Annotated in this window: 18 protein-coding genes; 9 read left to right on the top strand and 9 right to left on the bottom strand. The window is 64.4% G+C overall.

Annotation, left to right across the window (positions count from 1 at the left end):
• Positions 1 to 15: 15 nt before the first annotated feature.
• The 5 genes from DGA31_RS18280 (at position 16) to DGA31_RS18260 (ending at position 3,843) form a co-directional block, all read left to right on the top strand.
• Positions 16 to 534 carry an RNA polymerase sigma factor gene (locus DGA31_RS18280; RefSeq protein ID WP_056841524.1) on the top strand — a complete coding sequence of 173 codons (519 nt, stop codon included), beginning with the start codon at positions 16 to 18 and terminating at the stop codon, positions 532 to 534.
• A gap of 7 nt (positions 535 to 541) precedes the next feature.
• Positions 542 to 1,534, top strand: coding sequence for a FecR domain-containing protein (locus DGA31_RS18275; protein ID WP_109513562.1), 993 nt, complete (start codon positions 542 to 544; stop codon positions 1,532 to 1,534).
• Between the two features lie 92 nt (positions 1,535 to 1,626).
• Entirely contained in the window at positions 1,627 to 2,748 is a 1,122-nt protein-coding gene (locus tag DGA31_RS18270) for a PepSY-associated TM helix domain-containing protein (protein ID WP_109513509.1), read from the top strand.
• The gene (locus tag DGA31_RS18265; protein WP_056841404.1) at positions 2,745 to 2,924 is read left to right on the top strand and encodes a hypothetical protein; all 180 of its coding nucleotides are present in this window, start codon (positions 2,745 to 2,747) and stop codon (positions 2,922 to 2,924) included. Before DGA31_RS18270 ends, DGA31_RS18265 begins: the two co-directional genes overlap by 4 nt.
• 286 nt (positions 2,925 to 3,210) lie before the next feature.
• On the top strand, positions 3,211 to 3,843 hold the full coding sequence (locus tag DGA31_RS18260) for a glutathione S-transferase family protein (protein WP_161959204.1): 633 nt from the start codon (positions 3,211 to 3,213) through the stop codon (positions 3,841 to 3,843).
• Between the two features lie 102 nt (positions 3,844 to 3,945).
• Here the strand turns inward: DGA31_RS18260 and creD are convergent, their stop codons facing one another.
• The 9 genes from creD to glnE all read right to left on the bottom strand — a co-directional run bounded on the left by creD (position 3,946) and on the right by glnE (position 15,650).
• Positions 3,946 to 5,349, bottom strand: a complete 1,404-nt coding sequence (creD, locus tag DGA31_RS18255; RefSeq protein ID WP_109513508.1) for a cell envelope integrity protein CreD — start codon at positions 5,347 to 5,349, stop codon at positions 3,946 to 3,948.
• A 124-nt stretch (positions 5,350 to 5,473) separates the two neighbouring features.
• Positions 5,474 to 6,916: a lipopolysaccharide kinase InaA family protein gene (locus tag DGA31_RS18250; protein ID WP_109513507.1), complete on the bottom strand. Its 1,443-nt coding sequence runs from the start codon at positions 6,914 to 6,916 to the stop codon at positions 5,474 to 5,476.
• Positions 6,916 to 7,674, bottom strand: coding sequence for a lipopolysaccharide kinase InaA family protein (locus DGA31_RS18245; protein WP_109513506.1), 759 nt, complete (start codon positions 7,672 to 7,674; stop codon positions 6,916 to 6,918). Before DGA31_RS18245 ends, DGA31_RS18250 begins: the two co-directional genes overlap by 1 nt.
• Positions 7,671 to 8,405, bottom strand: coding sequence for a lipopolysaccharide kinase InaA family protein (locus tag DGA31_RS18240; RefSeq protein WP_056841400.1), 735 nt, complete (start codon positions 8,403 to 8,405; stop codon positions 7,671 to 7,673). The genes DGA31_RS18245 and DGA31_RS18240 overlap by 4 nt, the downstream gene beginning before the upstream one ends.
• The gene (gene rfaP, locus DGA31_RS18235) at positions 8,405 to 9,211 is read right to left on the bottom strand and encodes a lipopolysaccharide core heptose(I) kinase RfaP (protein ID WP_056841399.1); all 807 of its coding nucleotides are present in this window, start codon (positions 9,209 to 9,211) and stop codon (positions 8,405 to 8,407) included. The genes DGA31_RS18240 and rfaP overlap by 1 nt, the downstream gene beginning before the upstream one ends.
• The gene (locus DGA31_RS18230; RefSeq protein ID WP_109513505.1) at positions 9,208 to 10,332 is read right to left on the bottom strand and encodes a glycosyltransferase family 4 protein; all 1,125 of its coding nucleotides are present in this window, start codon (positions 10,330 to 10,332) and stop codon (positions 9,208 to 9,210) included. Before DGA31_RS18230 ends, rfaP begins: the two co-directional genes overlap by 4 nt.
• Positions 10,332 to 11,396: a lipopolysaccharide heptosyltransferase I gene (gene waaC / locus DGA31_RS18225; protein ID WP_056841397.1), complete on the bottom strand. Its 1,065-nt coding sequence runs from the start codon at positions 11,394 to 11,396 to the stop codon at positions 10,332 to 10,334. Before waaC ends, DGA31_RS18230 begins: the two co-directional genes overlap by 1 nt.
• Before the next feature lie 2 nt (positions 11,397 to 11,398).
• Positions 11,399 to 12,433 carry a lipopolysaccharide heptosyltransferase II gene (gene waaF, locus DGA31_RS18220; RefSeq protein WP_109513504.1) on the bottom strand — a complete coding sequence of 345 codons (1,035 nt, stop codon included), beginning with the start codon at positions 12,431 to 12,433 and terminating at the stop codon, positions 11,399 to 11,401.
• A 262-nt stretch (positions 12,434 to 12,695) separates the two neighbouring features.
• Positions 12,696 to 15,650: a bifunctional [glutamate--ammonia ligase]-adenylyl-L-tyrosine phosphorylase/[glutamate--ammonia-ligase] adenylyltransferase gene (glnE, locus tag DGA31_RS18215; protein ID WP_109513503.1), complete on the bottom strand. Its 2,955-nt coding sequence runs from the start codon at positions 15,648 to 15,650 to the stop codon at positions 12,696 to 12,698.
• Between the two features lie 381 nt (positions 15,651 to 16,031).
• Between glnE and aceE the strand changes: the two genes are divergently transcribed.
• The 4 genes from aceE (at position 16,032) to msrA (ending at position 24,292) form a co-directional block, all read left to right on the top strand.
• Entirely contained in the window at positions 16,032 to 18,677 is a 2,646-nt protein-coding gene (gene aceE, locus DGA31_RS18210; RefSeq protein ID WP_056841394.1) for a pyruvate dehydrogenase (acetyl-transferring), homodimeric type, read from the top strand.
• Positions 18,678 to 18,812: 135 nt separating this feature from the next.
• Positions 18,813 to 20,459, top strand: coding sequence for a dihydrolipoyllysine-residue acetyltransferase (aceF, locus tag DGA31_RS18205; RefSeq protein ID WP_056841393.1), 1,647 nt, complete (start codon positions 18,813 to 18,815; stop codon positions 20,457 to 20,459).
• A gap of 397 nt (positions 20,460 to 20,856) precedes the next feature.
• Complete coding sequence (locus DGA31_RS18200) at positions 20,857 to 23,544, top strand: putative bifunctional diguanylate cyclase/phosphodiesterase (RefSeq protein WP_109513560.1); 2,688 nt, start codon at positions 20,857 to 20,859, stop codon at positions 23,542 to 23,544.
• Positions 23,545 to 23,644: 100 nt separating this feature from the next.
• A complete protein-coding gene (gene msrA / locus DGA31_RS18195; protein WP_109513502.1) occupies positions 23,645 to 24,292 on the top strand; it encodes a peptide-methionine (S)-S-oxide reductase MsrA in 648 nt (215 codons plus the stop codon).
• Positions 24,293 to 24,598 lie beyond the last annotated feature (306 nt).

The following is a 24,598-nucleotide window of genomic DNA, read 5'->3' as shown; positions in this document are numbered from 1 at the left end:
TGTTTGGGGCCTTTCGTGTCGTCAGTCCATAACCCTCGCAGCGAGATTGTCGGCGCGTTGTATCGCGATCATCGCGGCTGGTTGCTGGGCTGGCTACGGCGCAACGTCGCCTGCCCGCAGCGGGCCGAAGACCTCAGCCAGGACACCTTCGTGCGCCTGCTGGGGCGCAGCGAGCTCAAGGCGCCCCAGCAGCCGCGCGCCTTTCTCGCCGCCGTGGCCCGGGGCCTGCTGTTCGATCACTTCCGCCGCGCCGCGCTGGAACAGGCCTGGCTCGATGAACTGGCGCACCTGCCGCCGGCCGAGCATCCCTCGCCGCAAGACCAGCACCTGATTCTCGAAGACCTGAAAGCCATCGATGCGATGCTCGCCAGGCTGTCGAGCAAGGCCCGCGCCGCCTTCCTGTACAACCGCCTGGACGGCCTGAACCATGCCGAAATCGCCGAGCGCCTCGGCGTGTCGGTGTCCAGGGTCCGCCAGTACCTGGCCCAGGCCATGCGCCAGTGTTATGTGGCCCTGTACGGCGAGCCGACCTGAGATGAGCCTGTCTTCGCGTCCGGTCCCGGCCCATGTGCTGGAGGCGGCCATTGCCTGGCAACTGAGCCTGGACAGCACCGCCGAGGATGCCGCCGAGCGCCAGGACTTTGCTCGCTGGCTGGGCGCCAGTGAAGAGCACGCCCGGGCCTGGAGCCAGTTGGGCCTGCTCAACCAGCGCTTCGAACTGCCGGCAGGCCCGGCACGCCGCGCCTTGCAGCAATCACCCACCGCCCTGCGCCGGCGGGTCGGCAAGCTCGGCAGCGGCCTGGCCGGCCTGTGCCTGGCGGTGGGGCTGGCACTGTTCATCGGCGACCGCTACCTGCCCCTGGGTTACTGGCTGGCCGACCAGCGCACTGCCACCGGCGAGCAACGCAGCATTCGCCTGGCTGACAACACCCTGGTGCGCCTCAATACCCACAGTGCCATCGACGTACGCTTTGACGGGCAACAGCGCCGGGTGATCCTGCGCGACGGTGAAATCCTGATCGAGACCGCCAGCCACGACGACCCGCGCCCGTTCATCGTCGAAACCCGTGACGGCCGGGTGCGCGCCCTGGGCACGCGCTTTCTGGTGCGCCGTGAAAGCGCCGGCACGCGCCTGAGCGTGCTGCAAGCGGCGGTGGCCGCACAACCGCAGCGCATGAACGGCGAACAGATGCTGCGCGAAGGCCAGCAGGTGCTGATCCAGGCCGACGGGCTGGGACCGCTGCTCAGCCTGCCGGCCGGCAGCGACGCCTGGGTACGCGGCATGCTGGTGGTCGACAACGTGCGCCTGGCCGATCTGCTCGCCGAGCTGAGCCGCTACCGGCCCGGCTACCTGGGCAGTGATGCCCGGGTGGCCGACCTGCGCATCACCGGCAGCTTCCCGCTGGCCGACACCGACCTGGCGCTCAAAGCGCTGCTGCCGACCCTGCCGGTGCGCATCGAACAGCACACGCCGTGGTGGACTCGCGTCGAACCGCGTGAAGACGCCAAGGGCGCTGCCACAGCAAAACCCTGAAACACCTCGGCCCTGTCACTTTTGTCGTTTCATACGGCTAGGGAGCATTCAGGGTCGCCTCACCTGCGACCCGCCCGCCGCTGGAACCCCACATGAAAAGCCATACCGTGCGCCGCTGGTCCTTCGTGCACACCTGGAGCAGCCTGATCTGCACGCTGTTTCTGCTGATGCTGGCCCTGACCGGCCTGCCGCTGATCTTCCACCATGAAATCGACCACGCCCTGGGTGACACACCCGCTTATCGCGACATGCCGGCCGGCACGCCGCACCTGAACCTGCAACGGCTGGTCGAGGCGGCCGAAGCCTATCGGCCCGGCGAGGTCATGCAGTACTTCGGCTGGGACGAAGACGAACCTGACGGGGTCATGGCCATCACCGCAGCCACCGCCGGCACTGAACCCAACCTGTCGCACACCTTCGCCCTGGATGCGCGCACCGGCGAAGCCCTGCCGATGCCCTCGGCCAACGGCGGCTTCATGATGGTCATGCTGCGCCTGCATGTGGACCTGTATGCCGAATTGCCCGGCAAGCTGCTGCTGGCGTTCATGGGGCTGCTGTTCGTGGTGGCGATCGTGTCCGGCACCGTGCTGTATGCGCCGTTCATGCGCAAGCTGGGCTTTGCCAGCGTGCGGGTCGACAAGTCGCCACGCACGCGCTGGCTCGACCTGCATAACCTGATCGGCATCGTCACCCTGACCTGGGTGCTGGTGGTAGGGATTACCGGGGTGATCAGCGCCTGCGCCGACTTGTTGATCAGTTCATGGCGCAACGACGCGCTGGTCAGCATGATCGCGCCGTATCGCGATGCCCCGCCGCTGACCGGGCGTGCCCCGGCCGATGAACTGGTCACCATTGCCAAGGCCGCCACGCCCGGCATGACCCCGGACTTCATTGCCTTTCCCGGCACACGGTTTTCCAGCGAGCACCACTATGCGGTGTTCATGAAGGGCAGCACGCACCTGACCTCGCACCTGTGGACCCCGGTGTTGATCGACGCCCGCACCTTGCAGGTCACCGCCGTGATCGCCCGGCCCTGGTACATGGACGCCCTGGCCATGTCGCAACCGCTGCACTTTGGCGACTACGGCGGCCTGCCGATGAAGATCCTCTGGGCAGTGCTGGATGTGCTGACGGTTATCGTGCTGGGCAGCGGGCTGTACCTGTGGTGGGTCAAGCGCCGCGCCCGCCGTGCAAGCGCACAGGTGACGGCATGAGCGGCAAGCCTTCGACCCTGTGGAAGACCTTTGCCGCCCCGACCTGGATCGGCCTGTTGACCGCCATCGGCCTGTTCTGCGCCCTGCTGGGTGATGGCGCGTGGGACATGCCGGTGTGGCTGGGCATGGGCATCGCCGCCGCCCTGAGCCTGCGCGGCCTGCTGAAACGCCGCTGATGGCACAGGCGGCACTGCCCGTGCCCGTGCCCGTGCCGTAGGAGCGCGCTTGCCGGAATGCCGGACCACCGCGACCGGCTGCGTAGCAGTCGTAAATTTTCAGCGTTTCGCCAATTCTTAATGCGTTCGCAGTCATGATTTTGTGGCGTCTCGACAATTTTGCGAGCGCTGCGCACTCGATCGCGGGCAAGCGCGCTCCTACAGCGGCAAAGCCGCCCGTGCACAGACATTGCGCAGTCATCGGGTGCTGACTAGTCTATGGGCCTGCCCCTATCGAGGAACACGCATGTCAGCGCCCACCATGACCCTGCATTACAACCCGGCGTCGCCGTATGTGCGCAAAGTGGTCATCCTGCTTCATGAAACCGGCCAGTTCGACAGGGTCCAGTTGCAGCCGACGGTCCTGACGCCGGTCAATCCCTCCACCGAACTCAACCATGACAACCCGGCCGGCAAGCTGCCGGCGTTGCGCCTGGCAGACGGCAATGTCATCCATGACAGCCGGGTCATTCTCGACTACCTGGACCACCAGCACGTCGGCAATCCGCTGATCCCGCGTGAAGGTTCGGCCCGCTGGCGACGCCTGACCCTGGCGTCACTGGCCGATGCCCTGCTCGATGCCGCGCTGCTGATCCGCTACGAAACAGCCCTGCGGCCCCAGGAACTGCATTGGCCGCTGTGGCTGGACAACCAGCAGGGCAAGATCGAACGCACCCTGAGCTACTTCGACCAGGAGGCGATCACCGAGCTGAGCGCACCGCCCTTCGATGTCGCCGCCATCAGCGTGGCCGCCGCCCTGGGCTACCTGGACTTCCGCCAGCCCGACCTCAACTGGCGCAACAGCTACCCGCGCCTGGCCAACTGGTACTTCGAGGTCAACCAGCGGCCTTCGATGCGGGCCACCCAGCCCTCTGCCTGAACCTGCGGCCTGCTGCCGGCGGCGGTGCCGGCAGCAGGCTGACCAGTTGCACCAGCAGGTCCCGGGCCAGGCGTTGCTCCTGGCGCAACAGCGATTCCTCCCTCATTGCGGCGCTCCCGACTCCACGACGGCCGGTTCGGCGGCGGGGGGTTCTCCCACAAGCTCTGCAACCGTGATCCCCGGTGCGATGGCGTACCAGTCCAGCTTGCGGGTCAGGACCATGAACACCCCCAGCAACCCGAACAGCAACAGCGAGCCCATCAGCAAGGCGTAGTCTTCGGCGCTGAGCAACCCGTACAGCAGGCCATACAACGCGGCCAGCGCCGCAGCAAACCCCACCCCCTTGATGACGCCGCGCAATACATGGCTGACATAGAAGCCGATCAGCAGCACACACGCCCCCGCCGACAGCGCATAGGCCCTGGCGAATCCCAGGTGCTCGGACAACGACAACAGCATCAGGTAGAACAGCGCCAGCGCCGCACCGACCAGTGCGTACTGCACCGGGTGCACCGCCATGCTCTTGAGCACCTCGAACAGAAAGAAGCCGGCAAAGGTCAGGGCAATGAACAGCAGCGCATATTTGATGGCGCGGTCGCTTTTCAGGTACTGGTCCACCGGGTCGATGAAGCTCACGCCGAACGTGCGATTCTGCAGCTCCAGGCACTCGTTGCTGCTCAGGCACTGATCCATCGCCTGCTCCAGGTTGGTGGAGAAGAACGTGGTCTGCCAGGTCGCATCAAAGCCTGTGGCAGAGACGTCGCGCTGCGTCGGCAGGTAATTGCCAATGAAGCTGGGGTGTGGCCAGTCGGCGGCCAGATGCACCCGGGTGCTCTTGCCGATGGGCGTGACATTGAGCTTGCCGGTGCCTTGCAGGTTCAGGTCGAAGCCAAAGTCCAGGCGCACCGCCTGCTTGCCATCAAGCATCGGCAAGTTGGCGCTGACGCCTTCGCCCAGCTGGCTGACCCGCGTGCCCGGCTCGAAATCCAGGTCCTGGCCATTGAGTTGCAGTTTCAGGGCATTTTCGATGCCGCGCACATCCGTGATGCCGATGGCCAGGTACGGACGGTCGAAGGCATAGTCATCGAAATCCTCATCCAGGCCCAGCCGGTCCGGCAACTGGAAGTGGCCGCTGATATGGCTGTCGGCGTGAAACAGACGCGCCTCGTAGATCCCACGGGCCCGCACCTCGGTGCGCACCTTGCCATCGAGGTCGAAACGCTCCGGCAAGAAGAACAGGTAGCCGCGCTCCAGGCTGATGTCCTGGTAGCGCTCGGCGGTTTTTTCATGGGTCTTCCACACCCGCACGGTCTTGCGGTACGGCACCACCACCAGCGGTCCGCTGAGGGACTGGCTGGTGCTGGAGCTGCGCGCGATGTCATCGAGCACCGACTCGCGCAGCGCCTGGCGCTCGCCGATCAGGCCGCCGATCATCAACAGCGGAATCATCAACAGCATGATCAAAAACGCGATCGTGCCCAGTTTCATTGCCAGACTTCGATTCATGGGGACTCTCCCTGTTTGCTATGGGGAAAGTCTGCCGGCGCGGTGTGGAGCGATGATGGGAGGAATGTGGAGATTGTGTGGGGAAATCCGGCTCGACAAGCTGTCAGGCATCGAAGATCCCTGCTTATTCCACCGTGGCCGCGATACGCTGTTCCAGCATCCGGTACAGGGCGCTGTCGGCAGGCCAGTTGCGCAGCAAACGCTCGCGATCGCGGGCGTAGGCCGTGGCAAAGGCGGCCTGTGAGCTGTGCTGGCACATGGCGTCGAGGTCGATCAGTACCCAGCGCCCCTGATGCCAGAACAGGTTGTGGCCCTTGAGGTCACCGTGGCTGATGCGCTCGCGGCGCAGTTGCTCGAACAGGGTGTCCAGCGCCTGCAGCTCGGCCTCGGGCACTGCGGCGGTGTCGACGTACGGCGCAAAGCGCTCGATCAGGTCGGGACCGTCGATGTATTCGGTCACCAGCCAGGCCCGGCGCCGCAACCCCAGCACCCGCTCCTCGCGCACCGCCAGCGGTCTGGGCGTAGCGATGTCGAGGAACATCAGGCGGTTGGCTTCGCGCCAGGAGTGCCAGGCCCGGCTCGGGCGCCAGAAGCGCTTGAGCCAGTGGCCGAAGCCCTTGATGTTGTAGCGTTTGATCACCAATGGCCGGCCCTGGACCTCGACCCGTCCGACACTGGCCGCACCGCCGGTCTTGTACAGATGGCCGGTGGCAAGCAGGTCGTCGGCCCGGTCCAGCACCGGCTGCATCGCCTCGATCTCCTCGCGGCGGATGGCCTGGAACCCCGAGGCAGTGTCGACGACACTGAACAGGCTGCATTCGCGCCCGCTCTTGGCCAGGAAATCCTTCAGGCGCCACTGGCGCACCTTGTCGATCTGCTTTTGCAGCGCTTCCATGGGCAGGCCATGTTCGCCATTGCTGAGCAGGTAATGCAGCAGCAGCTCTTCGGTAAACGGCTCGAAACGCTTGGGCAGCTGGGCAAAGAACACGCCGAGGTTCTCCAGCACCTTTTGCCGCGACAACGGCTGGCCGGGCTGTTCGACACAAATACCGGCGCCGTCGATCCAGTACGACCGGCCGCCATGGCGCAACAGGTTGTCCAGATGCAGGTCTTGTTGCCACAGGCCTTTGAGGTGCAGTTGTCCGATCGCCGTCAGCGCCTCACCCAGCACCGCCTGCTGTTCATCGGCCAGGGCCGGCAGGTGCTGCACCTTTTCCCAGGTCTGGCCCAGGCTCGGGGCATTTTCCAGCAGTTCAAACAATAGCCAGCCGCCCTCGCCTTCCTGCAAGCCATCCGCCAGCAACAGCGGCGTGGTAATGCCCTGGTCGGCCAGCAGCAGCACACCGTCGCGCTCGCGCTGAAAGTGCCGCGCAGCCTTGGGTCCGACCAGCAACTTGGCCAGCACGGTGCGACCGCGCCATACGCCGGCACCCACATAACGCTGGCCCGGCAGCACGCGCAGCAGGCTCAGCAGTTGCAGTTCGGCGGTGCCCGCTGCATCGGCCAGGGTCAGGGTCAGCGGCAAGGCCGGGGAACGCCCGGCGTTCTGGAGTTCGCTTAGGCGCATCAAGGGTTCTCTCTTTGCTTGTGTTTACCGCGTCGACTCAAGCGTAGCAGCCAGGCGTCCACCGCCGGGCCGTCAACCGGTGCCCGCAGGTAGGCCGCCAGCAGTTCGCGCTGTTCGGCCGGGGTCCACATCGGCGCACGGCGAAACAACGGTTCCAGGTCCTTGGTCAGGTCACGCTGGCCGAACAGCGACGGCCGGGTCTTCTCCAGGTCGATCAACTGCGCGTTGTACGCTGCGCCCTGAGCCTGCACAAAAATGTGCTTGGGGTAGAAGCAGCCATGAATCTGGCCGGCACCGTGCAGAGTGCGCGCCAGCAGGCCGCACGCCCGCAGGATTGCCAGGCGCCGGTCCCGGGGCAGTTCGCTCCAGCGCTGCAGTAACGCATCCAGGTCAGTCCAGCCATCCAGCGCGCGGGTCATGAGGATGGCCTGGCGCTCGCCGTTCACCTTGCGCTCGCCATAGAACACCGCTTGCAAGGCCGGAATGCCCATCTGCCGATAACGGCTGATGTTGCGAAACTCACGGGAAAACGACGGTTCGCCAAACGGACGGTGCAGGGTGTGGGTCAGGTAGTTGCTCTGGCGCTTGAGGTAGAAGCCCTGGCCTTCCAGGTCCAGCCGGAACACGCTGCTCCAGCCGCCACGACCGGTGTTGGGCTCGTCCACCGCCTCCAGCGCCAGGTTCCACAGCGCCTGGAAGTCGGTCAGGCCATGACGCTCCAGCAGTGCCTGTTCGGCACTGGCAATGAACGGGTTCATTCGCGGCCCTCGAAAAAGCTGAGTACATGGCGGATGCGCTTCTTGTCAGCGGCATTGAGGTGCGAACGCTCGCGGTATTGCAGGTAGAAACGCAGTCGCTGGGTAACCGACAGCTGGTATTTGGCGACCTTGTCCAGGCACGCCAGGTCCTTGGTGATGCGATAGCGCAACAGAAACCCCCACCAGAACGTGCCGTTCGGGCAGTCGATCAGGTACAGCCGCGCCTGGTCGTCGACCAGCAGGTTGCGCCACTTCAGATCGTTATGGGTGAAGTGGTGGTCGTGCAGGATACGGGTGTAGCGCGCCAGTTGCCGGCTGATACCGTCGACCCAGGCCGGATCATCCAGGCGCGGGTCCTTGCGCTGGGCCAGCACCCAGAGGTCTTCGGTGTTGGGCAACTCGCGGGTGATCAGCGCACCGCGCTCGTACACCGCGCCATTGCGTTCCAGCCCCCAGGCCACCACATCGGCGGTGGGAATGCCCCACTTGGCAAAGCGCTTGAGGTTCTGCCACTCGGACTTGACCCGTGGCCGGCCCAGGTAGCGACGCAAACCCTTGCCGGCACCGCGGTAGCGCTTGACGTAATACTGCACACCACCGCGCTCGACGCGGATCACCTCGGACAACGGGTCGCGGGTCAGGCGCTCGCCCTGCAGGGCAAACACCGCTTCCAGGCTGCCGAAATCCTCTGCCAATGCTGCGTACTCGGGCGCCAGAGTCCAGCCCGCCATCAGAGCGCGTCTCCGTAGCGCAGTTTGCGCTGGTAGAGCTTGTCGGCCTTTTTCTCCAGCCAGCGCAACAAGGCCGCTTCCTGCTTGAGGATCTGGCGCAGCGGCTGACGGAAATAACCCTTGAGAAAGCGCAGCGTGTCACGCCGGGTCAGGCCGATGTCCAGTGCCGAGAAATACAGCGCCGCCAGGTCCTTGTTGCGCCAGCGCGGGGTAATGACCCGACGGGTCTGGGCGCGGTGCAGATCGATGACCGACAGGCGGAAATCGTCCGCCGTGACCGGCTTGTCGGTGTGCAGCAGGAAATGGCAGATATAGCAGTCGCGGTGGTTGACTCCGGCACGGTGCATGCCGCCGACCATGCTGGCCACCTCGGCAATCAGCGCGCGCTTGAGGCGTGGCTCGGGCGGTTCGGCACGCCAGTTCAGACTGATGTCTTCCAGGCTCAGGGTCGGTGCCAGTTCTTCGGTGATGATGAACGAATGCTGGGCAGCCGGGTTGCCACCACGCTCGCCATAGGCCACGGCGGTCATGGTCGCCACGCCGACCTGGTGCAGGCGCTCGATGGCTTTCCATTCCTGGCCGGCGCCCAGCACCGGCAGCTTGGCGCTGAACAGGTTCTTGGCCACCTCGCCCCAACCGATGCCCCGGTGGATCTTGACGAAATAACCGCGTCCGTCGACCTCGGTGCGCAAGGTGCGCCGGCCTTCCAGTTCGCGGTACACCTGGCCCTGCAGGCGCTCGACCTCGGCAAAGGCATCACGCCCGGCCCAGAGCGTCTTGAAGGGCTCAGCGAGAAACAACTTCATTGATCATGCTCCGCCAGAATCACATCGGCCGCGTGCTGCGGCATGCTGTACAGGTCGGCGCTGTCGGCAAAGGCCAGGCCATTGCGGGCCCAGCGCTGCCGGGCCGCGTCGTCTTCGAGCATGTTTACCAGCAAGCGGTTGAACTGCGCCTGTTCGAAGGGCTCATCGGCCACCCGGCCGCAATCGGCCTCACTAATGTAATGGGCATAGCCGCACACCGCGCTGACCAGCACCGGCAACCCGGCGACGGCCGCTTCAAGCAGCACCGTGCCGGTGTTTTCGTTGTACGCCGGGTGAATCAGCACATCGGCCCCCAGCAGGAAGCGCGGGATGTCGCTGCGGCCTTTCATGAAGGTCACCTGTTCGCCCAAGCCCAGGGCCTTGGCCTGCACCTGGAAGACCTTGGGGTCGTCCTGGCCGATGACAAACAGCCGGGTGCGTTTTTTCAGTTCGGCCGGCAGCGCAGCCAGTGCCTTGAGGCTGCGGTCCACGCCCTTGGTCTTGAACCCGGAGCCGATCTGCACCAGCAGCAGGTCATGCTCGCCCAGGCCGAATTCCTGGCGGAACGCGGCGCGGATCTGCGGCGCGTCGGCCGGCGCACGACGGTCCTGGGAAATGCCGGGCGGCAACAGGTGAAAGCGCGACAACGGGGTGTGGTAGTGCTTGATGAACAGCGGTTGCTGCACCTCGGAGATCATCAGCACCTGGGTCCTGGCCTGGGGTGCAAACACCGCGCGCTCGTATTCGGCGAAATGCCGGTAGCGGCCCCACTTGCGGTACAACGAGTGACGCAGGTTCTGCGCCTTGTCTTCAAAGCAGCCATCGGCGGCGTAATAGACGTCCAGGCCGGGCATCTTGTTGAAGCCGATCAGCCGGTCGACCGGGCGGCGGGCCAGGTCCTGCGCCATCCAGGCGCTGAGTTTCTCGTTGCGCCGGTGGTTGAAGAGGGCCTTGACCGGCGCCACCAGCACCTCGAAGCCGGGCGGCACCTCGCCTTCCCAGATCAGGGTGTAGACACGAATGCTGTGACCGCGCGCCTGGCACTCCTGGGCAATGCGCATGAAGTCGCGTTGCAGGCCGCCAAACGGAAAGTATTTATAGAGGACAAAAGCCAGTTGCATCAGCCAGGTTCCTTTGCCAGCAACAGCGCGCCCAACTGGCTCGCTACTCGCTCGGGATTCACGCGAGTGAAGCACAACGGCCACTCGCGCTTGAGGTCGAACCGCGACTGGTCGTCGGGGGTCGGGTTGTAGGTGCATTTCTTTTGCAGGCACGGCGCACAGGCCGGCCAGTCGCTGGCCAGGTGCACCTGCGAGCGGCCATAGGCACCGGTCAGCCCGGCATTGGTCGGGCCGAACAGCGACAGGGTCGGCACATCCAGCGCCGCGGCCAGATGACCGATGCCGGTATCCACCGCCACGCAGGCCTGGGCCCCGGCCAGCACCCGGGCGACGCCGGCCAGGTTGAGTTTTGGCAACACCCGGGCGTTGTCCAGCCCTGCGGCGATGCGCTCGGCGCGGGCCTTTTCTTCCGGGTTGCCCCACGGCAGGCGCACGTCCAGGCCGCGGGCGGCCATACGCTCGGCCAATTGCCGCCAGTACAGCTCCGGCCAGTGCTTGGTGGCCCAGGTGGTGCCGTGCAGAAACAGCACGTAGGGGTGTTCAAGGCCAGCCTCAGGCACCTGCAACGGCTTGAGGCCGTAATCGCCCAGGCCGGCCGGCAGCTCATAGCCCAGCGCCTGGGCAAACAACTGGCGCAGGCGCTCGACCGCATGCTGGCCCCGGGCGACCGGGTAGCGCCGGTCATAGAAGCGGCTGGCCACCGGCTCACGGGCCGAGTCACGGTCCAGCCCGGCCACCGGGGCGTTGACGTAGCGGGTCAGCCAGGCGCTCTTGAACAGGCCCTGGGCGTCGATCACCACGTCATAGGCGGTCTCGCGCAGGCGGTGCTTGAAGCCCTGCCACTCGCCATTCTTCCAGGTTTGCCAGAGGTTCTTGCGCCAGCGGCGGATCGCCACCGGGATCACCGTGTCGACCGCCGGGTGCCAAGTCGGAATCTCGGCAAAGCCTTCCTCGACCACCCAGTCGAAACGCACGCCCGGCAAGGCCCGCGCCGCATCGGTGAGCGCCGGCAGGGTGTGGATCACATCGCCCAGCGAAGAGGTCTTGATCAGCAGAACCCGCAAGATCAGGTCACCTCTATCGGCGTGCCGGTCAGGCGCGTCAGCGCCTGGACCACGGCCTGGGGTTCAAGCAGGCGCAGGCAGTTGTAATGCCCGAACCGGCAGGTGCGGTCAAAACACGGGCTGCATTCCAGGCCCAGGCGCACGACTTCCACGTCATCGGCCAGCGGCGGGGTAAAGCCCGGCGACGTCGAGCCGTAGACCGCCACCAGCGGCCGGTTCAGCGCCGCCGCCACATGCATCAGGCCAGAGTCATTGGAAACCACCGATTGCGCACATGAGAGCAGGTCAATGGCCTCGGCCAATGACGTTTCGCCACACAGGTTGGTGACTTCTTCGCGCAGCCCGGGGATCAGGTCCTGGCGAATGCTTTCGCCCACCGGATGGTCCTTTTTCGAGCCGAACAGCCAGACCTGCCAGCCCTGGCGGATCAGGGCATCGGCCACCTTGGCGTAGTGCTCGCTGGGCCAGCGCTTGGATTCGCCGAACTCGGCGCCCGGGCACAGGGCCAGCACCGGCTGGTCGAGGCTCAGGCCAAAACGGGCCAGGGCCGCCTCACGGGTCGTCGGGTCGATGCGCAGGTCCGGCCTTGGATAAGGCTTGGGCAGCTCGGCGTCCTTGTCGTAGGCCAGGGCCATGAAGCGCTCGATCATCAGCGGGTAACGCTGCTTGTCGAGGCGCCTTACGTCATTGAGCAGGCCATAGCGAAATTCGCCGCGCCAGCCGGTGCGTTTGGGAATACCGGCAAAGAAGGGCACCAGCGCGGATTTGAGCGAGTTGGGCAGCAGGATGGCCTGGTCGTACTGGCCGGCCAGGGACTTGCCGATCCGCCGCCGGGTCGCCAGTTCCAGGGCGCCGTGGCCCAGAGGAAAGCTCAGGGCAGCACGCACTTCGGGCATGCGCTCAAGGATCGGCCGGCTCCACTCGGGGGCCAGGACGTCGATGGCGCATTCGGGATGACGCTGTTTCAGGCACTGGAACAGCGTTTGCGCCATCACCATGTCCCCGACCCAGCTGGGTCCTACGATCAAAATGTTCATCGCCAAGTCCACAAACGATCAGGGAGGCCGGACAGGCTGCGTGCTACAAACACAGACCCTGCCGCCTCCCTGTCTATAAAATTGCGTGCGCAAGCTGTGGCAGGGAGCTCTGCTCGCGATGAGGCCCGTCAGACCGGCACACTTGCAGTGTCCGGTACGCAGCCGTCGCGGGCAGAGCCCCCTCCCACAAGCCCATGCCGATCCTTGGGTAACGTGGACCACCCGGGCATCAGCACAGGCGTTCCAGTTGCCCGTCCAGCCATCAATTCAACCCCAGCGCGCTCCAGATCCGCATCACTTCGCGGCGCTGGTCGTGAAACTGGTCGCCACCGACCACACCGGCCTGCTTCTGCAGTGCCTGGCGGTGGGCCGCCGAGCGGTAGGCCTTGTAGGCTTCGCGCAGCAGGCCGGCATCGGCGCCGGGCAGCAATCGGGCCTCTTCAAGGCCCTCGAGAATGCGGATGTTGTCGGTATGGCGCAGCAGTTGCGGGTGTTCGCGCGACCATGCCAGGGCCGCGTATTGCACCATAAATTCAATATCGACGATACCTCCGGCGTCCTGCTTGAGGTCGAACGGCATGCCCGCCTCGAACGCATTGGCGGCGCGGCCTGCCGCCGTGGCCTTGCTGCCGAGGTTGTCACGCATCTTGGCGCGCATCTCGCTGACCTCGGTGCGCAGGGTGGTGAGATCACGCTCGCGACCCAGCACGCCGGCGCGCACCTGTTCGAATGCCGTCCCCACGTCCTGGCTGCCGACCAGCACCCGGGCGCGCACCAGCGCCTGGTGCTCCCAGGTCCAGGCTTCATTTTCCTGATAGCGGGCAAAGGCACCGACCGAACTGACCAGCAGACCGGCAGCCCCCGAAGGCCGCAAACGCATGTCGACCTCGTATAACTGGCCGGAGTTGGTCTGGGCGGTGATCAGGTGGATGATCCGTTGCCCCAGCCGCGTGAAGAACTGCGCGCCATCGATCGGCTTGGGGCCGCAGGTTTCGGCTTGCGGGTCGCCGTCGTGGATGAACACCAGGTCCAGGTCCGAGCCATGGCCCAACTCGATGCCGCCGACCTTGCCGTAGCCGACAATCACGAACGCCGGATCGCACGGCGTACCGTCCGGGCGCAGCGGCGTGCCGTGGCGCGCCACGGTATGGCGCCAGGCCAGCGCCAGCACTTGCTGCAGAATCGCCTCGGCCAGCCAGGTCAGGTAATCGCTGACCTTCATCAAGGGCAGGCTGCCGTTGATTTCCGAGGCCGCCACGCGCAGGCCGTGGGCCAGCTTGAAGTGCCGCAGGGCCTCCATCTGCTGTTCCAGGTCGTCTTCGGGGATGCGAATCAGCCGTTCATGCAACTCGGCGGTCAACTCCGGTGCCTGGGGCGGGCTGAACAGCCGGCCTTCGTTGAGCAGCTCGTCGAGCAGCAACGGGAAGCGGGCAATCTGCTCGGCAATCCACGGGCTGGCCGCGCACAGGGTCAGCAGGCGGCGCAGGGCGTCGGGGTTTTCGGTGAGCAGCACCAGGTACGCCGAACGCCGGGCCACGGCCTCGACCAGCGGCAGCACGCGCTCCAGCACCAGGTCGGGATTGTCGTGCTCGACCGCCTGGGCCAGCAGGCGCGGGATAAAGGCATCCAGTCGCTCGCGGCCCAGCCGCTGCATCGAGCGCAGTTGCGGGCTGGAGCGCAGGTTGTTCAGGTACTTGAGGGCCTTGGGAGCGTCGACAAAGCCGCCCTCCTGCAACTGCCGGCAAGCGGCCTCTTCGTCCTGGGATTCCTCCCATAACGGCAGCCACTCACCGCCCACCGCCACTTCGCTGTCGGCCTGTTCGTCGTCGGGGTCCGAGTCAGGGTCGGCAATCACCTGGCGAAAGTGCCAGGACACCCGGCCGCGCCAATGCATCAGTTGCTCATGAAAGCGGGCCCAGTCATCAAAGCCGAGCATGAAGGCGATGCGCGCACGGTCCAGTTCGTTGTCGGGCAGCATCTGGGTCTGGCGGTCGGCGATGGCCTGGATTGCATGCTCGGTGTAGCGCAAGAACTCATAGCCTTCGCGCAGCTCATCGGTGACCGCCGCCGGCAGGTAGCCCTGGCCTTCAAGGGTCTTGAGCACCTTGAACAGCGAGCGTTGCTGCAGGCTCAGGTCGCGGCCGCCATGAATCAGCTGGAAGGCCTGGGCAATGAATTCGACCTCGCGGATGCCGCCGGCGCCCAGCTTTATATTCTCGGCCATGCCCTTGCGCCGCACTTCGGTCTGGATCAGCTGCTTCATGGTGCGCAGCGCTTCGATGGCCGAAAAGTCCAGGTAACGGCGGTACACGAACGGGCGCAGCATCTCTTGCAACTGCGCGCCGGCGGCCTGGTCGCCGCCGACCACGCGGGCCTTGATCATTGCGTAGCGCTCCCAGTCGCGGCCCTGGTCCTGATAATACTGCTCCAGGGCATTGAAGCTCAGCACCAGGGCCCCGGACGAACCATAGGGGCGCAGGCGCATGTCGACGCGAAACACAAAGCCATCGACGGTGACCGGGTCCAGGGCCTTGATCAGCCGCTGGCCCAGGCGAATGAAGAACTCCTGGTTATCCAGCGGGCGCTTGACCCCGGCCGTCTCGCCGCCTTCGGGGTAGGCGAAGATCAGGTCGATGTCCGAGGACAGGTTCAGCTCCACCGCCCCCAGCTTGCCCATGCCGAGGATGACCATGTGCTGCGCCTGCCCGCTGCGCCGGCCGGTGGGCGTGCCGAACTGCTGGCAATGGCGTGTGTACAGCCATTGGTAGGCCAGGTCGATGCAGGCATCGGCCAGGTCCGAGAGGTCGCGGCAGGTTTCGACCAGGTCGGTCTGGCGGGTCAGGTCGCGCCAGATAATACGCACTTGCTGGCGTGTACGCTGGCGACGTAGATTACGCCCCAGTTCATCCTCGGTCGTGGCAGCCGACACCGCTTCGGCCAGTTGTTCGCGCAATTGTCCGGCGTCCAGGCTGCGTTCCAGCTCACCGCTGTCGGCCAGGGCCAGCAGCATCTGCGGATCACGGGCCACCTGTTCGGCGACAAAATCGCTGGCCGCGCACACCCGCTCGAAAGCCGCCTTGCGTTCGGCAGGCCAAGCCTGGAGGCGGGCCAGGTCAGGTTCGGACAACGCTGTAACGGCAGCATGAAAGGACTGTTGCGCACGGGTAACCGCAGGCAGCAGGATGGCCGGAATCGCGGCCAGCAAAGGGAGGCTCATGGTCTATCCTTGATCGGCGAACAACGGGCTATGTGCCATGAATACAAGATCGCAGTGACAGCACCGGCTGTCGAACAAAAGTAATAAATTGCTGAGAAAATCATTTTTTTAGCAGAAAATGGCAGCCTCTGCCCTTGCAAGCTTATCCGCGTGCAACTGTAGCGTTTTACTTCACAACATCAGAGAGGCGCTTTGCCCCTTTCTCTGTAGTTTTACTACTGGGTGGATCATTCCGAAGGCTGAAATGGTTGGCGATTTGTAGTAAAACTACACGCCGCCGGCACAACCGCCGGCCATCCAAGAATTTATGTCGACTGCCCACAAGGCCAGTCGCGAACTCAGGCGTCCGATTCTGGAAGCCTTTCCGCTCTGGAGCAAGCCATGCAAGACCTTGATCCCGTCGAAACCCAGGAGTGGCTGGACGCCCTGGAATCGGTTCTCGACAAAGAAGGCGAAGACCGTGCCCATTACCTGATGACCCGCATGGGCGAACTGGCCACACGAAGTGGCTCGCAACTGCCCTACGCCATCACCACGCCGTACCGCAACACCATTCCTGTGACGCACGAAGCACGCATGCCTGGCGACCTGTTCATGGAACGCCGCATCCGTTCGCTGGTGCGCTGGAACGCTCTGGCGATGGTCGTCAAGACCAACCTGAACGACCCGGATCTGGGTGGCCACATCTCCAGCTTCGCCTCCAGTGCGACGCTGTATGACATCGGCTTCAACTATTTCTTCCAGGCCCCGACCGACGAACACGGCGGCGACCTGATCTACTTCCAGGGCCACGCCTCGCCGGGCGTCTACGCCCGTGCCTTCCTGGAAGGCCGGATCAGCGAAGACAAGATGAACAACTTCCGTCAGGAAGTGGATGGCAATGGCCTGTCGTCCTACCCACACCCCTGGCTGATGCCTGATTTCTGGCAGTTCCCGACCGTTTCGATGGGTCTGGGTCCGATCCAGGCGATCTACCAGGCGCGCTTCATGAAGTACATGGAGAGCCGTGGCTACATTCCTGCCAGCAAGCAGAAAGTCTGGTGCTTCCTGGGCGACGGCGAGACCGACGAGCCGGAATCGCTGGGCGCCATCGCCCTGGCCGGCCGCGAGAAGCTGGACAACCTGATCTTCGTCATCAACTGCAACCTGCAGCGCCTCGACGGCCCGGTTCGCGGCAACGCCAAGATCATCCAGGAACTCGAAGGCGTGTTCCGTGGTGCCCAGTGGAACGTCAACAAGGTCATCTGGGGTCGCTTCTGGGATCCGCTGCTGGCCAAGGACACCAACGGTGCCCTGCAACGCCGCATGGACGAAGTCATCGACGGCGAGTACCAGAACTACAAGGCCAAGGACGGAGCGTTCGTTCGCGAGCACTTCTTCAATACGCCTGAACTCAAGGCCATGGTCGAAGACCTGTCCGACGACGAGATCTGGAAGCTCAACCGTGGCGGCCACGACCCGTACAAGGTCTACGCGGCGTATCACCAGGCGGTCAACCACAAAGACCAGCCGACCGTGATCCTGGCCAAGACCATCAAGGGTTATGGCACCGGTGCCGGCGAAGCCAAGAACACCGCGCACAACACCAAGAAGGTCGACGTCGACAGCCTGCGTCACTTCCGCGACCGTTTCGACGTGCCGATCAAGGACGCCGACCTGGAAAAACTGCCGTTCTACCGTCCGGAAGAAGGCAGCGCCGAAGCCCGTTACCTGGCCGAGCGCCGCACCGCGCTGGGCGGTTTCGTGCCACAGCGTCGCGCCAAGAGCTTCAGCATCCCGACCCCGCCGCTGGAAACACTCAAGGCGATCCTCGACGGTTCCGGCGACCGCGAAATTTCCACCACCATGGCCTTCGTGCGCATCCTGGCGCAACTGGTCAAGGACAAGGAAATCGGCCACCGCATCGTCCCGATCATCCCGGACGAAGCCCGTACCTTCGGTATGGAAGGCATGTTCCGCCAGCTGGGCATCTACTCCTCGGTCGGCCAGCTCTACGAGCCGGTCGATAAAGACCAGGTGATGTTCTACCGCGAAGACAAGAAAGGCCAGATCCTCGAAGAAGGCATCAACGAAGCCGGCGCCATGTCGTCGTTCATTGCTGCCGGTACCTCGTACTCCAGCCACAACCAGCCGATGCTGCCGTTCTACATCTTCTACTCGATGTTCGGCTTCCAGCGTATCGGTGACCTGGCCTGGGCGGCCGGCGACAGCCGTACCCGTGGCTTCCTGATCGGCGGCACCGCCGGCCGGACCACGCTCAACGGCGAAGGCCTGCAGCACGAAGACGGTCATAGCCACATCCTGGCCGCCACCGTGCCGAACTGCCGCACCTATGATCCAACCTACGGCTACGAGCTGGCGGTGATCATCCAGGACGGCATGAAGAAGATGACCGAAGAGCAACAGGACATCTTCTACTACATCACCGTGATGAACGAAGCCTACACCCAGCCGGCCATTCCGGTCGGCGTCGAGGAAGGCATCATCAAGGGCATGTACCTGCTCGAAGAAGACACCAAGGCAGCGGCGCACCACGTCCAGCTGCTGGGTTCGGGCACCATCCTGCGTGAAGTGCGTGAAGCGGCGAAGATCCTGCGTGAAGAGTTCAACGTCGGCGCCGACGTCTGGAGCGTTACCAGCTTCAACGAACTGCGTCGCGACGGCCTGGCAGTCGAGCGCTCCAACCGCCTGCACCCGGGCCAGAAGCCTCAGCAGACGTACGTCGAGCAATGCCTGAGCGGCCGTAAAGGTCCTGTGATCGCATCGACCGACTACATGAAGCTGTTCGCCGACCAGATCCGTCAGTGGGTCCCGTCCAAGGAATACAAGGTGCTGGGCACCGACGGCTTCGGCCGTAGCGACAGCCGCCGCAAGCTGCGTCACTTCTTCGAAGTGGACCGCAACTTCGTGGTACTGGCCGCCCTGGAAGCCCTGGCCGACCGTGGCGACATCGAACCGAAAGTCGTGGCTGAAGCCATTGCCCGGTTTGGCATCGACCCGGAAAAACGCAACCCACTGGACTGCTAAGACCCGCTCTGAACCGCCCCTGGCACGGGCCTGCACCCCGAGACAGCCGCTGATGCGCCACCTGCATCCGCTGCTGTTTCGTCGTACAGGCCCGGCGCCACAGGCCAAGAGCAGGTTCTGCGAAGGAGAGACATTGTGAGTGAGCTGATTCGCGTACCCGACATCGGCAACGGTGAAGGTGAAGTCATTGAATTGATGGTCAAGGTCGGTGACCGCATCGAAGCCGAGCAGAGCGTCCTGACGCTCGAGTCGGACAAGGCGAGCATGGAAATCCCGGCACCCAAGGGTGGCGTGATCAAGGCCCTGAAGGTCAAGCTGGGCGACCGCCTCAAAGAAGGCGACGAGCTGTTCGAGCTGGAAGTCGAAGGCGAAGCCGCGGCCCCAGCCGCCGAGCCGGCACCCGCTGCCGCCCCCGCTGCTGCCGCAAAACCGGCTGAAGCACCTGCCGCGCCAGCCGCAGCCGAACCCGCTCCGGCGGCCGCTGCCAGCATCCAGGACATCCATGTGCCGGACATCGGCTCGTCGGGCAAGGCCAAGATCATCGAGCTGCTGGTCAAGCCAGGCGACACCATCGAAGCCGACCAGTCGCTGATCACCCTCGAATCCGACAAGGCAAGCATGGAAATTCCATCGCCTGCTGCCGGCGTGGTCGAGAGTGTCGAAGTCAAGCTGGAACAGGAAGTCGGTACCGGTGACCTGATCCTGCGCCTGAAAATCGCCGGCGCCGCCCCTGCTGCCGCGCCTGCACCGGCTGCCGCTCCGGCCAAGGCCGAGGCTGCGGCACCGGCCAAGGCTGAAGCCGCCGCACCGGCGCCGGCACCGAAAGCCGAAGCCGCCCCTGCTCCGGCCGCACCGGCCAAGGACGGCGCCAAGGTCCATGCAGGTCCCGCGGTTCGTCAGTTGGCCCGCGAGTTCGGCGTCGAGTTGAGCGCTGTCAGCGCCAGCGGCCCGCATGGCCGGGTGCTCAAGGAAGACGTACAGGTATACGTCAAGGCCATGATGCAAAAGGCCAAGGAAGCGCCGGCTGCCGGTGCAACTGGCGGTGCCGGCATCCAGCCGATCCCGGAAGTCGACTTCAGCCGTTTCGGCGAAATCGAAGAAGTGCCGATGACCCGCCTGATGCAACTGGGCGCCACCGGCCTGCACCGCAGCTGGCTGAACATTCCGCACGTCACGCAATTCGACCAGGCCGACATCACCGACCTGGAAGCCTTCCGCGTCGCGCAGAAAGCCGTGGCTGAAAAGGCCGGCGTCAAGCTGACCGTGCTGCCACTGCTGCTCAAATCGATCGCCCACCTGCTCAAGGAACTGCCGGAGTTCAACGCTTCGCTGGCACCAAGCGGCAAGGCTGTGATCCGCAAGAAGTACGTGCACATCGGTTTTGCCGTGGACACCCCGGAAGGCCTGTTGGTCCCGGTCATCCGCGACGTCGACCAGAAGAGCCTGCTGCAACTGGCTGCCGAAGCCGCTGCACTGGCCGAGAAGGCGCGTAACAAGAAGCTGACCGCCAACGACATGCAAGGCGCCTGCTTCACCATCTCCAGCCTCGGTCACATTGGCGGCACCGGCTTCACGCCGATCGTCAACGCGCCGGAAGTGGCAATCCTGGGTGTGTCCAAGGCCACGATCCAGCCGGTCTGGGACGGCAAGGCCTTCCAGCCGCGCCTGATGCTGCCGCTGTCGTTGTCCTACGACCACCGCGTCATCAACGGCGCCGCGGCGGCACGCTTCACCAAGCGCCTGAGCGACCTGCTGGCCGACATCCGTACCATCCTGCTGTAAGCCACACGCGCCGGCTCGCCAACAGGCGGGCCGGCCACTATTGCGAGCGCCCGCGCTCAAACCTCAACCCCGCCCCTGGCGGGGCTTTTTTTGCCTGCCGGTTGGGCGCTGTGTACCGACCCACCGTCTGTGCGGTTTTTTTACGCAAAACCTGCCGTGCGTCACACGCATGAACGTAGCAATGAGCTACACATTAGAGACCGTGCGGGCACATGAACCCCGTTTGTCCGACCTTGTCACAGCACAGTCAAGAATGGATGCCTGCGGCCGTTACATTTATGGCATTAAGCCAGTGCACTCTCTTGTAAGGCCGGGCGGCATCATGCAACCTTGCCACACGCGAAAATAGTCCGGGCGGTGTGCCCGTGCGATCAGTATTCCGGAAGCGAGTTTGTTCATGAAAAGCCAGACCGATGCTGCCGGCAGGACGGCAGCCGAGGTAGTGACGCAATTGCCTGTGCCTTCGCGCCTGGGCATGCTGCGTTTCGAGCGGCTTAACGAAGCCAATTGGGCGCTGCTGTATCTCGATCCTAATTGTGAAAAAGCCTTCGGCCTGCCGCCGACCGAACTGTGCTCGCTGATCGGCTCGCCCTACGCCAGCCTGATGGAACCTGAAGCACGCTATAGACTGCATGACGATATCCAGTTGCAGTTGACCAAGGCTTCGCATTACCTGATTCGCTATACCTTGCACACCAGCCACGGCCCCATGGGCCTGCTGGAAACCGGCGAGGCGTTCAAGCAGCACAATCGCCAGCTGTTGCGTGGCTACTTCACGGTGCTGGACTGGCCGGATGCCGACCGCGAGCCGGATGGCCAGTCTGATCTGCAGATTCGCCACTCGCGCCTGCAAGCGGCCCTTGAGGTCAACCAGCGCACCCAGCGCGACCAGCTGGCGCACCTGGAGCGCGCCCGTGCCCAGCAAGAGCTGATCCTGCGCCTGACCCGCCACCGTTTCACCGGCAACGCCCTGCTCGAAGCGGCACAGCTGATCACCCGCAGCGCCTGCGAAATCTATGATGTGGCCTGCGCCAGCATCTGGAACCTGGACGGCCATATCCTGCATCCGGTGACCGAATACGTGCGCCAGAACAACGCGCATCGCCAGCCCGAACCGCTCGACCTGAGCCAGTTCCCCGATTACCTGAACGCGTTGCAGGATTGTCGCGCCATCGACGCCGACGATATCCGCCAGGACCCGCGTACCCTGGAGATGCTCGAAGCCTTGCAGGCCCGGGACATCTGCGCCTTGCTGGACGCCAGCATCCGCATCGACGGCCAGTTGGTCGGGGTACTGTGCCTGGAGCAGAGCGGCACCGCGCGCCAGTGGTTGCCCGACGAAGTGGCCTTTGCCGGCGAGCTGGCCGATCAGTTCGCCCAGGTGATCAACAACCATAATCGCCGGGCCGCCACCAGTGCCCTGCACCTGTTCCAGCGCGCCGTCGAGCAAAGCGCCAATGCCTTTCTGCTGGTCGACTGCGACGGCCTGGTCGAGTACGTCAACCCCAGCTTCACGGCGATCACCCAGTACAGCGCCGAAGAGGTCAATGGCCACAAGCTGTCGGAACTGCCGGCGCTGGAAAACCTCAGCACCCTGTTCGATGCTCACTCGAGCCTGGCCAACAGCAACAGCTGGCAGGGCGAGTTCAAGAGCCGGCGCAAGAACCTGGAGCCTTACTGGGGCCAGTTGTCGATCTCCAAGGTGTATGGCGACGACCGCGAGCTGACCCATTACATCGGCATCTATGAGGACATCACCCAGAACAAGCTGGCCCAGCAGCGTATCGAACGCCTGGCCTACACCGACAACCTGACCAGCCTGGGCAACCGCCCGGCGTTCATTCGTCACCTTGACGAGCGCTTCGCCCGCGACAGCGACACGCCCATGAGCCTGCTGCTGGTCGACATCGACAACTTCAAGCGCATCAATGACAGCCTCGGCCACCAGACCGGCGACAAACTGCTGATCAGCCTGGCCCGGCGCCTGCGCAACACCCTGAGCCCGGCCGATGTGCTGGCGCGCTTTGCCAGCAACGAATTTGCCGTGCTGCTCGACCAGACCGGCCCTGAGGCCGGGCACAGCATCGCCAACCAAGTCCTGGCGACCCTCGACAAACCCATGTTTGTCGACAACCAGTTGATCAGCGTGACCGCCTCGGTGGGCCTGGCCTGCGCGCCGCTGCATGGCCGTGACCCACAGACCCTGATGCGCAATGCGGGGCTCGCCCTGCACAAGGCCAAGGCCAACGGCAAGCACCAGGTGCAGGTGTTCACCGAGGCCCTCAATGCCGAGGCCAGCTACAAGCTGTTCGTCGAGAACAACCTGCGCCGTGCCCTGGCGCAGAACGAACTGGAAGTCTTCTACCAGCCCAAGCTGTGCCTGCTGACCGGCCGCCTCAATGGCCTGGAAGCCCTGCTGCGCTGGAACCACCCGGAAAAGGGCATGATCCGCCCGGACCAGTTCATCAGCGTGGCCGAAGAAACCGGGCTGATCATTCCGATCGGCAAGTGGGTGGTGCGCCAGTCGTGCCAGATGAGCAAGGCCCTGACGGCTGCAGGCTTCGGGCACTTGCAGGTGGCGATCAACGTCTCGCCCAAGCAATTCTCCGACCCGGAGCTGGTGCCGGCCATTGCGGCGATCCTCAAGGAAGAAGCGCTGGATCCTGCCCTGCTGGAGCTGGAACTGACCGAGGGCCTGCTGTTGGAAGCCACCGAGGACACGCGCCTGCAACTGGAGTCGCTCAAGCGCCTGGGCCTGTCACTGGCGATGGACGACTTCGGCACCGGCTATTCGTCGCTGAGCTACCTGAAGAAGTTTCCCATCGACGTGATCAAGATCGATCGCAGCTTCATTCGCGATATTCCCGACGATGAAGGCGACATGGAAATCACCTCGGCGGTCATCGCCATGGCGCACAACCTCAAGCTCAAGGTCGTGGCCGAAGGCATCGAGACGGCCGCCCAGTTGGCCTTCCTGCGCCGCCATCGCTGCGATGTGGGCCAGGGGTATCTCTTCGACAAACCGATCAGCAGCTCGCAATTGATCGAGCAGCTCAATCGTTACCCGCGCAAACCGCCTGTTTGAACGGCTCTTCCCTGCTTACTGGCACTGAGGCACACTGTCGGTCCGTTTTGTGACGGCCCCGCTTTGCATAAGGGCCCGTCCCCTCCAGAGGATATGGTCGATGACCCTGCGCTCGGAAATTCTAGTGAACAAGAACGTACTGCCTACTGCCGACCAGGCCCTGCCGGGTCGTGAAACACCGATCCAGGTGCCTGACACACACTATGTGAACGGCAACCCGCTGCTGGGGCCGTTCTCGATGAATGTCGAGTTCGCCATCTTCGGCCTGGGCTGCTTCTGGGGTGCCGAGCGGCGCTTCTGGCAACAGGACGGCGTGGTCAGCACGGTGGTCGGCTATGCCGGCGGCCTGACCCCCCACCCGACCTATGAAGAAGTCTGCTCGGGCCTGACCGGCCACACCGAAGTGGTGCTAGTGGTCTACGAGCCGGCAAAGATCAGCTACGAGCAACTGCTCAAGGTGTTCTGGGAAGCGCACAACCCGACCCAAGGCATGCGCCAGGGCAATGACATCGGCACTCAGTACCGCTCGGCCATCTACTGCACCACACCTGAACAGCTTGAGGCGGCCCAGGCCAGCCAGGCGCTGTTCCAGGCCGAACTGGAAAAGGCCGGCCTGGGCACCATCACCACGGAAATCGCCGAGGCGCCGACCGTGTACTTTGCCGAGGCCTATCACCAGCAATACCTGGCCAAGAACCCGCAAGGCTATTGCGGCCTGGGCGGCACCGGCGTCTGCCTGCCGGCCTGATGCAGTGCATGCAGCACTGCACTGCACTGCACTGCACTGCACTGTAGGAGCGCGTTTACCCGCGACCGGCTGCGCAGCAGTCGTAAAATTGCAGCGTTTCACAGATTTCTGCGAGCGCTCCGCACTCGGTCGCCGGCAAGCGGGCTCCTACCGGTCGGTGCCTGCCCGAATAGCCTGATCTGTAGGAGCGCGCTCTGCCCGCGACCGGCTGCGCAGCAGTCGTAAAATTGCAGCGTTTCACAGATTCTGCGAGCGCTCCGCACTCGGTCGCCGGCAAGCGGGCTCCTACCGGTCGGTGCCTGCCCG

It is taken from the genome of Pseudomonas ovata (assembly GCF_003131185.1).
Classification (GTDB): Bacteria; Pseudomonadota; Gammaproteobacteria; order Pseudomonadales; family Pseudomonadaceae; genus Aquipseudomonas; species Aquipseudomonas ovata.
This window is presented reverse-complemented; position numbering and strand designations above follow the sequence as displayed.

Bases quoted from the DNA above. Each gene is read 5' to 3' on its own strand.
- DGA31_RS18270 (WP_109513509.1), top strand. From the start codon at position 1,627: ATGAAAAGCCATACCGTGCGCCGCTGGTCCTTCGTGCACACCTGGAGC.
- DGA31_RS18265 (WP_056841404.1), top strand. From the start codon at position 2,745: ATGAGCGGCAAGCCTTCGACCCTGTGGAAGACCTTTGCCGCCCCGACC.
- DGA31_RS18260 (WP_161959204.1), top strand. From the start codon at position 3,211: ATGTCAGCGCCCACCATGACCCTGCATTACAACCCGGCGTCGCCGTAT.
- creD (WP_109513508.1), bottom strand. From the start codon at position 5,349: ATGAATCGAAGTCTGGCAATGAAACTGGGCACGATCGCGTTTTTGATC.
- DGA31_RS18250 (WP_109513507.1), bottom strand. From the start codon at position 6,916: ATGCGCCTAAGCGAACTCCAGAACGCCGGGCGTTCCCCGGCCTTGCCG.
- DGA31_RS18245 (WP_109513506.1), bottom strand. From the start codon at position 7,674: ATGAACCCGTTCATTGCCAGTGCCGAACAGGCACTGCTGGAGCGTCAT.
- DGA31_RS18240 (WP_056841400.1), bottom strand. From the start codon at position 8,405: ATGGCGGGCTGGACTCTGGCGCCCGAGTACGCAGCATTGGCAGAGGAT.
- rfaP (WP_056841399.1), bottom strand. From the start codon at position 9,211: ATGAAGTTGTTTCTCGCTGAGCCCTTCAAGACGCTCTGGGCCGGGCGT.
- DGA31_RS18230 (WP_109513505.1), bottom strand. From the start codon at position 10,332: ATGCAACTGGCTTTTGTCCTCTATAAATACTTTCCGTTTGGCGGCCTG.
- waaF (WP_109513504.1), bottom strand. From the start codon at position 12,433: ATGAACATTTTGATCGTAGGACCCAGCTGGGTCGGGGACATGGTGATG.
- glnE (WP_109513503.1), bottom strand. From the start codon at position 15,650: ATGAGCCTCCCTTTGCTGGCCGCGATTCCGGCCATCCTGCTGCCTGCG.
- aceE (WP_056841394.1), top strand. From the start codon at position 16,032: ATGCAAGACCTTGATCCCGTCGAAACCCAGGAGTGGCTGGACGCCCTG.
- DGA31_RS18200 (WP_109513560.1), top strand. From the start codon at position 20,857: ATGAAAAGCCAGACCGATGCTGCCGGCAGGACGGCAGCCGAGGTAGTG.
- msrA (WP_109513502.1), top strand. From the start codon at position 23,645: ATGACCCTGCGCTCGGAAATTCTAGTGAACAAGAACGTACTGCCTACT.